At 45.5% G+C, this 15,058-nt stretch carries 11 protein-coding genes; 4 read left to right on the plus strand and 7 right to left on the minus strand.

From position 1 onward, the window contains the following. Positions 1-136: 136 nt before the first annotated feature. The 5 genes from C1N53_RS16625 to C1N53_RS16645 form a co-directional block, all read right to left on the minus strand. Positions 137-2,194 carry an OmpA family protein gene (locus C1N53_RS16625; RefSeq protein ID WP_137760379.1) on the minus strand — a complete coding sequence of 686 codons (2,058 nt, stop codon included), beginning with the start codon at positions 2,192-2,194 and terminating at the stop codon, positions 137-139. A gap of 18 nt (positions 2,195-2,212) precedes the next feature. Continuing rightward, entirely contained in the window at positions 2,213-3,160 is a 948-nt protein-coding gene (locus tag C1N53_RS16630; RefSeq protein ID WP_240773251.1) for a type IX secretion system membrane protein PorP/SprF, read from the minus strand. A gap of 28 nt (positions 3,161-3,188) precedes the next feature. Beyond that, positions 3,189-6,659, minus strand: coding sequence for an ice-binding family protein (locus tag C1N53_RS16635; protein ID WP_137760380.1), 3,471 nt, complete (start codon positions 6,657-6,659; stop codon positions 3,189-3,191). A 352-nt stretch (positions 6,660-7,011) separates the two neighbouring features. Continuing rightward, a complete protein-coding gene (lipA, locus tag C1N53_RS16640) occupies positions 7,012-7,923 on the minus strand; it encodes a lipoyl synthase (protein WP_240773252.1) in 912 nt (303 codons plus the stop codon). Positions 7,924-8,016: 93 nt separating this feature from the next. Beyond that, the gene (locus C1N53_RS16645; protein WP_137760381.1) at positions 8,017-8,730 is read right to left on the minus strand and encodes a hypothetical protein; all 714 of its coding nucleotides are present in this window, start codon (positions 8,728-8,730) and stop codon (positions 8,017-8,019) included. A 104-nt stretch (positions 8,731-8,834) separates the two neighbouring features. Between C1N53_RS16645 and C1N53_RS16650 the strand changes: the two genes are divergently transcribed. Next, complete coding sequence (locus tag C1N53_RS16650; RefSeq protein WP_137760382.1) at positions 8,835-9,242, plus strand: OsmC family protein; 408 nt, start codon at positions 8,835-8,837, stop codon at positions 9,240-9,242. Positions 9,243-9,269: 27 nt separating this feature from the next. Here the strand turns inward: C1N53_RS16650 and ytxJ are convergent, their stop codons facing one another. Continuing rightward, a complete protein-coding gene (gene ytxJ, locus C1N53_RS16655; protein ID WP_137760383.1) occupies positions 9,270-9,611 on the minus strand; it encodes a bacillithiol system redox-active protein YtxJ in 342 nt (113 codons plus the stop codon). A 348-nt stretch (positions 9,612-9,959) separates the two neighbouring features. Next, positions 9,960-11,939: a thiamine pyrophosphate-dependent enzyme gene (locus C1N53_RS16660; RefSeq protein WP_137760384.1), complete on the minus strand. Its 1,980-nt coding sequence runs from the start codon at positions 11,937-11,939 to the stop codon at positions 9,960-9,962. Between the two features lie 253 nt (positions 11,940-12,192). Here C1N53_RS16660 and C1N53_RS16665 point away from each other — a divergent pair, with 253 nt between their 5' ends. The 3 genes from C1N53_RS16665 (at position 12,193) to C1N53_RS16675 (ending at position 14,952) form a co-directional block, all read left to right on the plus strand. After that, positions 12,193-13,452 carry a pitrilysin family protein gene (locus C1N53_RS16665; protein WP_137760385.1) on the plus strand — a complete coding sequence of 420 codons (1,260 nt, stop codon included), beginning with the start codon at positions 12,193-12,195 and terminating at the stop codon, positions 13,450-13,452. A gap of 169 nt (positions 13,453-13,621) precedes the next feature. Then, positions 13,622-14,071 (plus strand): MarR family winged helix-turn-helix transcriptional regulator, encoded by a 450-nt coding sequence (locus C1N53_RS16670; protein ID WP_137760386.1) that lies wholly within the window; start codon positions 13,622-13,624, stop codon positions 14,069-14,071. 62 nt (positions 14,072-14,133) lie between these two features. Then, positions 14,134-14,952, plus strand: a complete 819-nt coding sequence (locus C1N53_RS16675; protein WP_137760387.1) for an aldo/keto reductase — start codon at positions 14,134-14,136, stop codon at positions 14,950-14,952. Positions 14,953-15,058: the final 106 nt, after the last annotated feature.

Genomic DNA, 15,058 nt, shown 5'->3' on the forward strand with positions numbered 1-15,058 from the left:
GTCTAAGTTCAGCTTCAACAACGAAAGTTATAGCCGTTGGGTTGAGGAAGCAAATCCTGCCTGCTATCAGTAAGGCATAAAACAAAAAGGCTCCAACAGAATCTGCGGAGCCTTTTAGCGATAAAAGCTTATAAGTTTAGTTTATAATTTTAAATTCGGTGCGGCGGTTTTGTGCATGCTCTTCTATAGAGCATTTCACTCCCTTTGCACAGTGGTTAAGCAGTTGCGTCTCTCCGTAACCTTTTGCTACTAACCGTTTACGGCTAATGCCTTTTGAAACCAGATAGTTAACGGCCGCTCTGGCTCTTTTTTCAGAGAGCTTCTGATTGTAAGCTTTGCTAGCCCGGCTGTCTGTATGAGCTCCTACCTCTATCTTCAGATCAGGGTTCTCGTTTAAAATAGTTACCAGCCTATCAAGTTCTTCTGCAGCATCAGGGCGGATCGACCATTTTTCAAAATCGTAGTAAATTTTGTTCTGGATCAACTGGTCAGTTCCTCTTCTGTCAAGCGTTCCGAGTACCTTCCCTTCGCTATTTACGATATTATCATTGGCATCTACTTTGTTTCCTCTGTCATCTACTTTAAAAGCCTTGCTCAGAGCCAGCACTACTTGTACTGTGTCGCCCGTTTCAAAAGGTACTTTTACTTCAGCAGACTGGGATACATACCCGGTTTTCGCTCCTGACAAAGTATAAATGTTGTCAGATAAAACTTTTGCAAAAGCTAGGCCATTGCTTTTGGTGGTAACAACTGTTGAGTCTGTGCCGCTTCTTCTGATAACTATACGGGTCTGAGGCAGTGCAGCCTCAGCACGCTCATCAGACTGCTCCAGCGTGGTGATAGCCAACACAACTGGCTTTTGCAGCAGCATTTGAAAGCTATAGATATCGTCTGTGCCATTCAGCGCGTCACGATTAGAAGAAAGCAAACCTGATTCTCCCGCCTTATCGAACATAATACCGAAATCATTCTGAGGCGAATTAACCGGATAGCCCAGGTTTTTTACTCCCGTCCAGGCACCATGCGGTCCTTCGGCTGAAAATATATCCAGACCACCCATGCCCATGTGTCCTTCTGAAGCAAAGAAAAGTCTGCCATTCTGATCTACATACGGAAAACTTTCACGCCCTGTAGTATTAACGGCACTACCAGCATTTACCGGGGTTCCCCAGGTGCCATCGGCATTGCGCTTGCAATAGAATATGTCTGTATCGCCTAATGTTCCCGGCATATCAGATACAAAGTACAGCACCTGGCCGTCTGGCGAAAGAGCAGGATGGCCAGCAGAGTATTCACCTACTTTGTTGTGTGGGAAAGGCTGAAGTCCAGACCATTTACCTTCCTGGTTCTGCAGCATATAGATTTCCAGGCGTCCTACCTTATCTTTTTTTCTTTTCAACTCAGTTCCCCAACTGGTAGGATCAGCCGGATTAGCACTCTTACTTTTACTGGCTACATGCGTTCTGGTAAAGTAAAGTGTCTGCCCATTTCCATGGGTAGTGGCAGTTGCGTTATGAAACGAAGACTCAGCTACTTCGCGTAGTGGAGCAGGTGCACTCCAATTGCCCTGCCCGTCTTTTGTAGCGGTGAACAACTGTAAAAGCGGCCTTCCTGTCCATCCAAAAGTTTCGTCGTTGCTGATGCCTGCAATACCTCTGTCTGAAGTAAGGATGATACCGTTACCAAATGGCATCGGGCTAAACTCCGAGAAACTGGTTGTGCTGATTCTGTCTTCTTTTTTCACAGAGGCCATTGGCCTTTCCTGCATCCATTTCTGAGCTGCCTCACAGGCTTGCACCAACGCATGCGCTTTAGCCTCTGATTCCGGAGCTTCCTGCGCCCAGCGTACATACTGCGCTTTTGCCTCCTCATACTTACCATTGCTACGCAACATCTCGGCATAATAGTAAAGATTTACTGGCTCGCGGCCTGTTATAGCAACCACTTTGCTGTACCAGTTCTCAGCTTCCCGGGTACGACGGGTAAGGCGGTAGGCTTCTGCTATACGCTGTGTTGTTTTCAGATCAGGTTTTTGCTGTTCTATAGCCGCTTTATACTGCTCCAGCGCCAGAGCATATTCATAATTCTCAAAATGATTATCGGCAGTGCGTAAAGCGGATTGTGCATACGATGCAGGAGCTAAGCCCAGCATCGCAGCCATAATTATATAAAAAGGAGAAAATTTAAGCTTCATAATTGGAAAGGTCGATGGTTAAAAATACTGAGGCGAAATAATTTTTGATGCTTCTTTTCTTGGGTTTGCAAAGTTGTACCCTACCGAAACCTCATGTGTATGGAAGCCTCTCATATCATTCAGCATTTTATCATAAGCATAGCCAATTCTTAGTGTCTTCTGAACCTGTAATTCTGCAATAAAGGCAAAAGCAGTACGTTTATACAGTGCCATGTCAGCCGGGCTATCATAAAAAATGTTAGCACTTGTTCTGTAAGAACCACCTAGCCACAGCTTATCGTCGAGCAGCACAAAGGTGTTTAAATCGATGCTGGTAGGTGCTTTAAAGTTGTCTTTCAGCAACACACTAGGCTTTACCTTTACAAAGGTTCCTAAATCGAATACATAACCTGAGGTAAAGTAAAAGTTAGTTTCCTGGTCGATCTGCATTTGCTCCTCATACTGCACCAGCTCAGAAGTCGACACACCAGCATAAAACCTTTGCGTATGATAATATAAACCTAACTTAACATTGGGCTTAATGGTGTTGTCTTTTCCCGGAGGTATTGATGGATCATTTGAAATACCGAATTGCGTACCATCGATAGTGTGCTGCACTAGACCGGCAGCAACGCCTAAACTTAACACGCCGTCTTCACTTACAGGTAGTTTAGCAGCTGCATTGGCATAGGCAGAAAACTTTGAATAAGCTCCCGCTTTATATTGCGTAAGCTCCAGCCCAAGCCCCAGTTGCTCATGTGTAGGCGCCCCATCCACTGTAAAAGACTTTATCGTAGGCGCACCCTCCACACCTGTCCACTGGTAGCGGTAAAAAGCATTCAGGTTAATTGTATTCTTACTTCCGGTATAGGCCGGGTTAATGGCCATACCGTTAAAAATGTACTGGGAGTATTGCAGGTTTTGCTGGGCACTAGCTCCAAACGTTAGCAGACAAGCCAGCAGGGTATAAAATAATTTCATTTTCATGATTATAATCTTTTGATGTGGCTTCTGCTTATCTGAAAACAGTTACGTAGCCCGTAAATTCTTTTGTAACACCATCACATAATTTCACTCTGGCTCTGTAGTAGTAGGTACCCTCTCCTAAACCAGCTGCATTCCAGTCGTTTCGGTAGTTTCTTCTCTTATAAACCTCAGAGCCCCAGCTGTTGAAGATAGTAATCTCATTTTCTGTGTATTTCTCCAGGTTCTGGATTACCCACAAATCATTCTGACTATCACCATTCGGGCTAAATGCTTTCGGGAATGCCAACTGACCATCTGCCAGACTAACATTGATAGCTTTTGTTGCCGCAACTTCGCCTGCGCAGTTTCCATTGCTTGCTACCACAGATACTGTTCCAGTGGTAGTGGCATTATTGCTTCTTTGTACTGTAATGGAAGTTGTACCCTGGCCAGCTGTTATTGTAAAGCCAGGAGAAACGGTCCAGGTATAAGAAGTTGCACCAGCTACAGCATTTACAGCGTAAGTTAAGCCGTTACAAACGGAGCTGTTATCAGTGATGTCTCCTACAACAGGCGGCGCAGTAACTGCTACATTAGCAGTGGTAGCAGGGCTGGTAGTATTGCAGGCACCAGAAGCTGTTACCGAAATCTGACCTCCAGTTGTGGTAGCACTAACTGTAATACTATTTGTACCCTGGCCACTTATTATAGCCAGACCGCCAGTTACAGCCCAGGTATAACCTGTAGCACCTGGTACGGCAGCCACGCTTATTACATTACCTGTGCTGTTTGTACATATTTGAGGCACCAGGATAGCAACCGGTGCAGCAGGAGCTGCAACAGGAGCAACAGCAATAGTGCCTTCTGCTCCGACTCCGCATTGGTTAGAAACTGCTACAGCTATATTGCCTCCTGTTTCCCCTACTGTTACTGTAATAGACGATCCTGTTATATCTCCTACAGGCGTCCAGGTAGCTGGGAGTGTCCAGGTATAAGCTGTGGCTCCGTTAACAGCCGGGATAGAGAATGTCAGTTGAGAGCCTACACAGCCCGTTGTAGCAGTAGCCGGTGTAATGATTGGTGCAGCAGGCTTGTTTACAACAGCTATAGCCGCTGTGGCGGCACTACTTGAACCACAGGCATTGTTAGCGATAACAGAAATAGTACCTGCCACCGATCCAATTTTAACTCTGATAGTGCTTGTTGTTCTTTCAGTTTCGTCACTTAGAATCGCCCAGCCATTTCCGGTCGGAACGGTCCAGGTATAAGAGGATGCTCTATCGACAGCAGCAACTGAATACTCAATTTCATCGCCTTCGCAAAGATCGGCTGTGTTGCCTGTAATAGCTACCGGAGCATCAGGAGCAGTTGTCGTTGAAATGGTTTTTGTGGTGCTGGCACCAGATACTTCACAGGTTGTAGTAATAGCTCTTACAGAAAGTGACCCTCCGGACGCACCGCCACTTACCACAACAGAGTTGGTTCCTTGTCCGCTCACGATGGCAAGCCCGCCTGTAGTTACCCATTCGTAGGTAACATCACCCGTTACGCCTGTAGCGGTATAGGTATTGGCATTTGAATTAGCGCAGATAACATCATCGCCTGTGATGGTTGGAGCTGCCGGTGCTGCCGGAAGCGCAATAGGAGTAACCGCCAGTGTAGCTGTTACACTACCACATTTATTCGTGATGGTTGCCTCAACTTCGCCAGCCTCTTCGCCAACAATTAAAGTTATCGTTCTGGTGTCCGGGGCTCCTACCACATCCCAGCCATCAGGTATGCTCCAGCTATAGCCACTGGCTCCAGCTATTTCAGGAACAGAGAAAGTAAGTTGAGTGCCTACGCATGCCGTTGCAGTTGTAGCAGGTGTAATTTGTGGTGCAGTAAGTTTATTTGTAACAGCTACTTCTACTGTCGAAACCTGGCTTGTTCCACAGCCATTACTTGCTCTTACAGATATCTCTCCTGCAGCCGCACCAATTTCTACTCTGATAGCATTCGTTTTTCTTTCCTCTTCATTGCTTACGATACGCCAGCCTGCTGTTGTCGGAATTACCCACTCATATTCAGCTCCTGTTTCTGCTGTAACCGTATAAGTAATTATATCACCCTCGCAAACATCTGCATCGCCATCAATGGCACCCGGAGTAGCCGGTATATTTGTAACTGCAACTGAGATAGTAGTTGGGTTGCTTGATTGACCTCTGTAATCGGCTGTAACAGAAACATTACCTGAAACCGTGCCGATTCTTACTCTGATCCTGTTTGTTGTTCTCTCGGTTTCATTACTTAGTATTTCCCATCCGTTACCTGTCGGAATAGTCCAGGTATAGCCTGTAGCTCTATCCACTACCGGAACTTCAAAAGTGTATTCTTCTCCTGCGCAGATATTAAGAGTCCCTCCTCCATTATTTCCACCTCCGCCGGTTCCGCTGCCAGGGTTACCTATTATACCACCCGGTGCTTCCGGGACAAAGTATGTTGCTTCAACCGATACCTCACCCGTGTCGTTGGTCGGATCCGGATCCGGGTTTTCGGCTTCTATCGTCACTTTATTAACAATAGTGCCTGGTGCAGTAATCTTACAAATAAGTTGTAGTGTGGCAGATTCATTCGCATTTAAACTGGCAATACTCCATTCACCTGTTGCCTGATCATATGCTCCTTTCGTTGGAGTTGCGCTTATAAACTCTAATCCGGCAGGCAAATCCTCACGTACTACTACCCTGGTTGCTGCTCCTGGTCCGGCATTTCGAGCTGTTATGTTATAGGTGATTTGCTCCTCCACATAATAATCGTCTTGCACTACCTCTTTGGTTACACTAAGATTGGCCAGAATAACCGTTGGCAGGAAAACATTGTTTGTGTTCAAAGTGATACTTCCTTCCAGAGATACAACCCTGCCGATAACGCTAACGCTGTTCTCCAGCACGACATCTCCCAAGCTTAGAAGTGTACCTTGTAGCAGGCCTGATTCTGCAAGCCTGGTCTTTCCTTTCACAATCCAGTAAATGTTTCTGGCTTGTGCTCCATTAAGAGTAAGAATACCTGCATTCAGGTTGGATGTTAGATCTCCTTCAATGATAAAGACGAAAGTGGCATTTAAATCGCCTTCCGCATCCAAAGGAAAAATACGTGATAAGTTAGCATTCCCACTAATGTTGTAAATACCCGGCTTAATTACCTGTGCCTGGTTTCCCAGCGTACCTCCTAAAGGCTGACCGTTTCTACCAGCCAGGGCATTGTATACTGCACGGGCATCCTGCATGGCATTGGCCGCAGCGGGTTGTGGTGGTAACACAGTTCTACCCAGCACTTCTAAAGAGCCGTTGTCGACCAGAGCATCGCCGGGTGAAATACCCAGATTACCTGTTACAGAGGTGTTACCGTTGTTAGTGATTTGTGTTGAAGCCAGAACGGCGAAATTACTCGCCCGGTTCAGGTCCGTCTCTACCTGCCCAAAGCAGCAAGTAATGCCTGCGACAAAGCAGACATAGAATAACAGTAAAAGTTTGTGCATAAAAAGATTAGAACATAAATTAAAGAATTGGTAGCAATATAGTGCAAATTTTCAGCTAATATCCAAAAGATTTTATTTTGTACTCACAATTGCATAAAATTTATTTTTGCCCTAATCTCACACATTACTATTTTATATAAATAATAAATAAAATAATAGTATTTACCTTTATTACATAGATCAATTATAAATTATCCTATTTATCGGCCACCTTTAGTTTGCACGATTTAGCAGCCAGACAAAATGAAATTTGTTTTATCTCCTGTTATGGATCTTTAGATAATAGTATATTTAAAATAAAAGCCCCACTGTTAAATGCTAACAGTGGGGCTTTTATTTTAAGTAGTTAATGCTACACGAAAACGTGACGTTCGGCATGATAAGAAGAACGCACAAGAGGACCAGACTCTACATATTTGATTCCTCTTCTCAGCCCTTCCTCACGGTAATGATCAAACAGGTCGGGATGTATGAACTCTGCCACCTCCAGGTGCATTTTGGTTGGCTGCAGGTATTGACCCAGTGTTAAGATATCACAACCGTTTGCTGCCAGGTCGTCCATTGCCTGGTACACCTGCTCTCTTGTTTCTCCCAAGCCTAGCATGATACCTGTTTTTGTACGCTTGCCATACTCTTTCGTGCGGCGGATTTGCTCCAGGCTTCGGTCATACTTCGCCTGTGGCCTTACACGGCGATACAGCTCCTTTACAGTTTCCATGTTGTGCGAAACCACTTCCTGGCCAGGAGAGATCATCGTAATAAGGGCATCCCAGTTGGCTTTCACATCCGGAATAAGGGTTTCGATGGTCGTGGCAGGAGACTGGAGCTTTACCTGTGCAACGGTTTCATGCCAGATACTGGCTCCACGGTCTTTTAACTCATCACGGTTAACTGAAGTGATAACGGCGTGTTTTACTCCCATCAGTCGTATGGCTTCTGCCACACGGCGGGGCTCATCGGTGTCGTACTCATTTGGCCGGCCAGTAGCTACTGCGCAGAAAGAGCAACTTCGCGTACATACATTTCCTAATATCATAAAGGTGGCTGTACCTGCACCCCAGCATTCGCCCATGTTAGGGCAGTTGCCGCTTTCGCAGATTGTATGCAGCTTATATTCGTCTACTATGCTTCTAACTTTGGAGTATTCTTTTCCTACCGGCAGCTTTACACGTAACCAATTCGGCTTACGTGGCCTTCCCAGCGCATTCAAACCCTCAGGCTGCGCATTAGGCTGTATGATTGGTAGCGCAATTAATTCATCCATGTTGCAAAGATAGGAAGATATGCTGTAAGACTTCAGACTTTCACTAAGATTTATGTCTTTGTAAGTTCTTACTTCCCTGATATTAAAGAGGAATTACCTGCGTGAACCATAGTAGAGGTTCAGGTATACAGACAGAAACTGGCTGTACTTTTCAGCATCTACGATCATATTCAGCTTGTTGGCGTATTGTTCATACATAAACCCGACTTCAATGCCGGCAATACTCTCTTCGTAGCGGCCATACTCAAAGCTAACACCGGCTTTTGCGTGTAAGCCCACATTTATCTTAGCCTCACCTAAGCCAGTAAATACATTGGCACTGCCCATTATATTATATGGATCGCTGTGCTTCTCTTTGTCGTACTGCTCTGTGCGGATATCCATCATTTGAGGATTAGTACCTGACCCAGGATAGCGGTACTGGATGTAGTAAGGCACCAGCAGCCCTAAAGACGGACCGGCTGCTGCTATTGCATTTACCTGCACTCCGGACTCTGGAGCTTTGCGGAACAAAACATACTCTCTGCCATACTGAGGGCGCACCACAAAAAGATAGTTCTGCTTTTGAAAAATAAAACGATCTCCTGTTTCATAATTATAAACGGGATATTCTTTCGGGTGCTTTACTTCCACAATTTCAAGGGCACCAAACTGGTACATCCTTTTCTTCATAAAATGGGAAGAACGAATAAAGGCACCTCCGATAAGGCCGCCATTTGAGTTAAAGTTAATGCCATAACTCAGTTCCCGCTTAAAGTCTTCTTCTCCCAAAGACTGTGCAGTAGCTGGCAGTATGCCGACAGTCATGAATGCCAGTATGTAAACAAGGTATCTAACCACCTTTCAATAATTTATTAATTTGACTAAATCTAACTATTTTTACACTGTTATCAAAACTATCATAAGTAACCATGGCAACCATACATAGCACTTACAAAGGAGATCTGCGCACTACAGCGCAACACTTGGCATCAGGCAACTCTATCATCACCGATGCACCACTAGACAATAATGGCAAAGGGGAAGCTTTTTCTCCCACCGACCTTGTTAGTGCCGCACTTGGCAGCTGCATGATGACCATTATGGGCATCGTGGCTAACCGCAATAACATACATATAGAGGGCATGGAAATCGACATAACCAAAATAATGGCAACTGAGCCACGCCGTATATCGGAAATCATCCTGCAATTTAAGATGCCAGCCATCACCTATTCTGATAAAGAAAAAGCTATGCTGGAAAATGCAGCCCGTACCTGCCCGGTAGCTTTAAGCTTACACCCTGACATTAAGCAAACTATAAGCTTCCAATATGCTTAACATCTGAATGCCTAAAGTTATTTCACTTTAGGCATTTAATTTCTTTTTCAGTGCATCGGCACTGATTCCCATATGCGAGGCATTGTAAGTACATACCCCATCCTGTACCAGCAATAACTGAGGAGACTCGTGCCTCACCTGCAACACCTCTGCTATCTCGTTAGACACAGGGCGGTAGCTAAGCAGATCCAGGTAATACGGCTTTACATCGTCGAGGCCGGCACTATCCCATTGGCGCTCTAACCTGCTCTTTACTGTTGCACTAATGGAGCAAGAGGTACTGTGTTTAAATATAACTACCGGAGTGCCTGCCGACTCTTCTAATGCTGCATCCAGTTGCTCTTTATTTTTTATTGGTAACCAGTTCATAATTAGTCTTTTTTACATGTGCTATGCACTTACGCTCACTTCACAAAAGTCCTGTCATTCTCTGCCTTAAGGGGCGTATATGCATATACTCCATTTTTTATATGTGGTTTAATCCTGTTTAAAATATACTTTTTTTCACCCTGCCGTTTTTATCTCGTGCCACTTTTATTCTTTCTACATTTCTTCCTCCCGGTGCCTGCATTTGTACTCTGTTTCGCTTACTAATTGGTTTCGGGCACAGCACACCTCTGCCCTGGCAGCTTGCGCCGAGAGCTAACGTAAGGCAGCATAATAAAAGGAAGAGTGGTTTGGGCTTCATCAGGTTTCTGGTTATTCAGGAAAATATTCTTAAAAAGCCATAATAGTCCCGATTTTCTCGCGTAGGCGTGTTTTAGGCAAAAACTCCTGCTCCAGCGGCGGAGAAAAAGGAACAGCAGTATCCAGGCTGGCTACCCGTGTAACAGGCCCATCCAGTAATTCAAAACAATGCTCCCCAATCCAGGCAGCTATTTCAGCTCCTATGCCCCCGGTTAGCGTATCTTCGTGCAGCACCATAACACGCCCGGTTCTGGCTACGGCCTGCCGCACAGCGTCTTTATCCCAAGGCAGCAGCGAACGCAAGTCCAGAATATGAAAGCTCACTTCCGGCATTTCCTGCTGAAGCTGTTTTGCCCAATGCACGCCCATGCCATAGGTAATAATAGATAGATCATTTCCCTCGGCTACAGTGCTGGCCTTACCTATCTCTATGGTATAGTAATCGTCGGGTATTTCCTGAGAAATGGAACGATACAGCCCTTTGTGCTCGAAGAACATAATTGGGTTCGGATCTTCGAGGGCTGCGTTTAATAAACCTTTGGCATCGTAAGGCGAGGAAGGGTAAACTATTTTAAGGCCCGGTGTATGAAAAAACCAGGCTTCGTTGCTCTGAGAATGGAAAGGCCCCGCCGCCATGCCAGCGCCTGTTGGCATGCGCACCACTACATCGGCGTGCTGCCCCCAACGGTAATGGCTCTTGGCCAGGTTATTTACAATCTGGCTGAACCCGCTGCTCACAAAATCGGCAAACTGCATCTCCACCATACTTTTCTTCCGGCGCACCGACATTCCCAGGCCAATACCCAGTATAGCCGATTCGCAGAGCGGTGTATTTCGCACCCGCTCTTTTCCGAAAGCATCTACAAAACCCTCTGTTACTTTAAACACACCGCCATACTCGGCAATATCCTGCCCCATCAGTACCAGCTCCGGAAAGCGCTCCATACTCTGCCGAAGTGCATCGGAGATAGCATCTACATAGCGTTTTTCTGTTCTGCCGGCAGAAGCCGGAGAAATTGCCTGCTGGTCGAACGGCTGGTACATATCTGCCAGTTCTTCCTCACGATTTGCTTCTGGCATAGGTGTGGCAAAAGCTTCCTGTAAACCTTCCTCTATTTCATTTCTGATCTCTTCTTTAATGCTTTCCATCACCTTTGGCGTCAGCACCAGTTCGTCGAGCAGGTACTTCTCAAACGTTTCTACAGGGTCTTTTTTAGCCCACTTCTCAAAGAGTTCTTCCGGCACATATTTGGTGCCGCTTGCCTCCTCATGGCCACGCATTCTAAAGGTAATAGCTTCTATCAGCAAAGGGCGCGGGTTCTTACGGATACTATAAGCAGCCTGCCGTACAGTGTCGTATACCTCCAGCACATTATTGCCGTCTATCTGCAGTGCATCTATGCCGTAAGCAGGTCCTTTATCTATAAAATGTTTGCAGTTAAACTGTTCATTATTAGGCGTGGAAAGACCATAGCCATTGTTTTCAATCATAAAAATAACGGGCAACTTCCACACAGCTGCTACATTCAGGGCTTCATGAAAATCACCCTCGCTGGCACCGCCATCACCACTGAAAACCAGTGTTACCCGTTCCTTTTTCTCCAGCAGATCAGCCAGAGCAATACCATCTGCCACCGCCAGCTGCGGCCCCAGGTGTGAGATCATACCTACAATATGGTGCTCATTCGACCCGAAGTGGAAAGAACGGTCCCTCCCTTTGGTAAAGCCTGTCTTCTTACCCTGAAACTGTGCGAACAGCCTGCCCAAAGGTACATTTCGGCTCGTAAACACTCCCAAGTTGCGATGCAACGGCAGAATGTATTCGTCTGCCTCCAATGCCATGGCAGAACCTACAGAGATAGCCTCTTGCCCTATACCAGAAAACCACTTGCTCACTTTCCCCTGTCGCAGCAGTACCAGCATTCGCTCCTCTATCATGCGAGGCGTCAGAATAGCCCGGTAAAGTGCAACTAATTCATCGTCGGTATATTCTTTTCGGTTAAAATTCATCTTAAGAAACAGATAGTACGTTATAACGAGGCAAGTTAATGCATTCGGATAAGCCCTGAAAATATCCTGCTAATTTATAAATTTGCTTTTAATTAGATGTTAGATAGGAGACCTTAGATTTTGGTAAAGAAAGTAAGTGTTACTGAAGCAGAGATGTTTTCTTGAACTATTTTGCAGCCAAAGAAAAAGATTATTGAATCCTGGAAGTCGAATGTCTAGCATCTAATATCTAGCCTCTAATATCTAAAGGAACATGATACAGTTTAAAGAATTTACCCTTGATAATGGCCTGCAGGTGATTGTACACGAAGATCATACAACACCAATGGCAGTTCTTAATATTTTATATAATGTTGGATCGCGCGATGAGGAGGAGGAGCATACGGGCTTTGCTCACCTTTTTGAACACCTGATGTTTAGCGGCTCTAAAAACATACCGGTATATGATGAGCCTCTGCAACGGGTAGGAGGGGAGAACAATGCCTTTACCAGCCCCGACATTACCAACTATTATCTTTCTTTACCCGCTCAGAATATAGAAACCGGCTTTTGGCTGGAGTCGGACCGCATGCTGGAGCTTGCCTTTAGCGAAAATGGCTTGGAAGTGCAGCGCAAGGTGGTGGTAGAGGAGTTTAAACAAAACTACCTGAACCAGCCTTATGGTGATGTATGGTTAAAACTACGTCCGCTCGCTTACGAGCAGCACCCGTACAAATGGGCTACTATAGGTAAGGAGATAGCGCACATCGAAAATGCGACCATGGACATTGTAAAGGCTTTCTTCAAGAAGCATTATTCTCCAAGCAATGCCATACTGGTAGTAGCAGGCAACGTGACATTTGAACGGGCAAAAGAGCTGGCCGAGAAATGGTTCGGTCCTATACCTGCAGGCACGAAGTATGAGCGCAGCATTCCGCGCGAGCCGGAACAGCAGGGCCCGCGTGTGCTGGAAACCAGTGCCGATGTGCCTTTAAGTGCGATTTACAAAGCTTACCACATGCCTGCACGCACACATGAAGACTACCATGCCGTAGACTTGATTAGCGACATATTAGGCCGCGGAAAATCCAGCCGGTTGTACGAACGTTTAGTAAAGGACCAGAAGCTATTTAACTCTATTTCTGCCTCTGTTTCAGGCTCTATAGAAGAAGGTTTGCTTATTATACAGGGAAAGCTGAACGAGGGCGTAGACCTGCATGAGGCCAATGCCGCTATAGAGGCTATTACACAGGAACTGATGGAGAACCTGGTAGAAGAGGAAGAGTTGAACAAAGTGAAAAACCAGGCAGAAACAACTATAGTATTTTCTGAAATTGAACTCCTGAACCGTGCCATGAACCTGGCTTACAGCAAGCTGCTTGGTGATGCAAACCTCATTAACCAGGAGGGGGAGAAGGTACAGGCTATTACACCGGACGACATACTGCGCTGCGCTAGAAAGGTATTAAGCCCGAACAACTGCTCCACCCTCCTTTATAAAGCTGAAAAAAAAGAGGAGCCTGTAGCGGTATAGCATTTTAGATAAAACGTTGGCAAAGGACAAAGGAGTGCTGCCTGGCTTAGCTGTGTCTTCTGTCCTTTGTCAAACGCTATTTTCCCAAGATTGTCTCTTCTTAAATTTTTCCACAAATCATTTGTACATACAAATAACAACTATACCTTTGTTTCCGTAAAACTGGAACATGCGCATAGAGGACGAAATACAACAAAAAGACTTTGGGGATGATTATCGTCGTCTGCTTGTAAACCTGTTGTTCACTAATAACTGGCTGAACCAGCAACTCATGCCCTTTTTCAGAAAGCTGGGGCTTACGCTGCAACAGCATAATGTTATGGGTATTCTGAAGGGGCAGCACCCGAAGCCGGTTTGCTTTGGCGAAATTCAGAGCCGCATGGTAGATCGTAATTCTAATGTAACACGCTTAATCGACAAACTTATAGAAAAAGGCTATGTTACCCGCGATATCTGCCAGGCAAACCGCCGTATGATTGAGGTGCGCCTTACCCCAACAGGTTTAGATAAACTACAGCAGGTAAACGATGCTCTTCCTTCGCTTTACAGGCAACTGCATAACCTGAACCAGGAAGAAGCAGTACTGGCAAGTAACTTACTGGATAAGCTGCGCGGTTAGGTAAAATTTTTTATATAAATATTTGTATCTACAAATAATGTAGGTGTATTAATTAAGGAAAAATGAAGAAAATAGAAATTAAAGGAGCCACTATACCTGCTTTAGGGCTGGGAACATTTCAACTGCGGGATAAAGTGGCGTACGATATGATACAGACTGCCATTGGGGAGGGAATTTACCACATCGACACGGCACAGATGTATCAGAACGAGGCAGCTATAGGGGATGCCTTAAAAGATGCGGCTCCTGACCGAGATAAGCTGTTTATAACCACTAAAGTATTACCGGATAATTTAGCCAGAAAGCAGTTTCTGCCATCGGTAGAAGAGAGCCTGCGAAAATTAAAATCTGATTACGTAGACTTGCTCCTGGTCCACTGGCCCAACTCCAGCGTGCCGGTAGAGGAGTATATAGAGCAACTGGTAAAGGCACAGGAAAAGGGCTATACGAAATACATTGGTGTCAGCAACCATACTACCGGTCTTCTCGACCAGGTACTGGCTACAGGTGCCGACATCATTACAAACCAGGTAGAGTATCACCCGCTCCTCAACCAGGACAAACTATACCATTATTTGCGTGAAAAAGGCCTTACGCTTACGGCCTACAGCCCAATTGCACAGGGAGAAGTGCTGGAACGTGAAGTACTCCAAAACATAGCCGAAAAGTACAACAAAAACGCCATCCAGATCACACTCCGCTGGCTCATCCAGCAGGTGGGAGTGCTGGCCATTCCGCGTACATCTAAAAAAGAGCGTATAGCTTCCAATTTCAATGTGTTCGATTTTGAACTAACGCCGGAAGAAACTGAGCAGATCAATCAGCTGAAGCAGGAAAACAAACGCCTTATCAACCCATCCTTTGCCCCAGGCTGGGACTGATGTTGAGCTAGAAATCTTTTGGGAGTTGGAAAGTTAAAAAGGGAAGAGGTACGATATCACAAACTCTATCTTCTTTAACTCAAACTAACTCTCCAACTCCCAACCT

It is taken from the genome of Pontibacter sp. SGAir0037 (assembly GCF_005491705.1).
Taxonomy (GTDB): domain Bacteria; phylum Bacteroidota; class Bacteroidia; order Cytophagales; family Hymenobacteraceae; genus Pontibacter.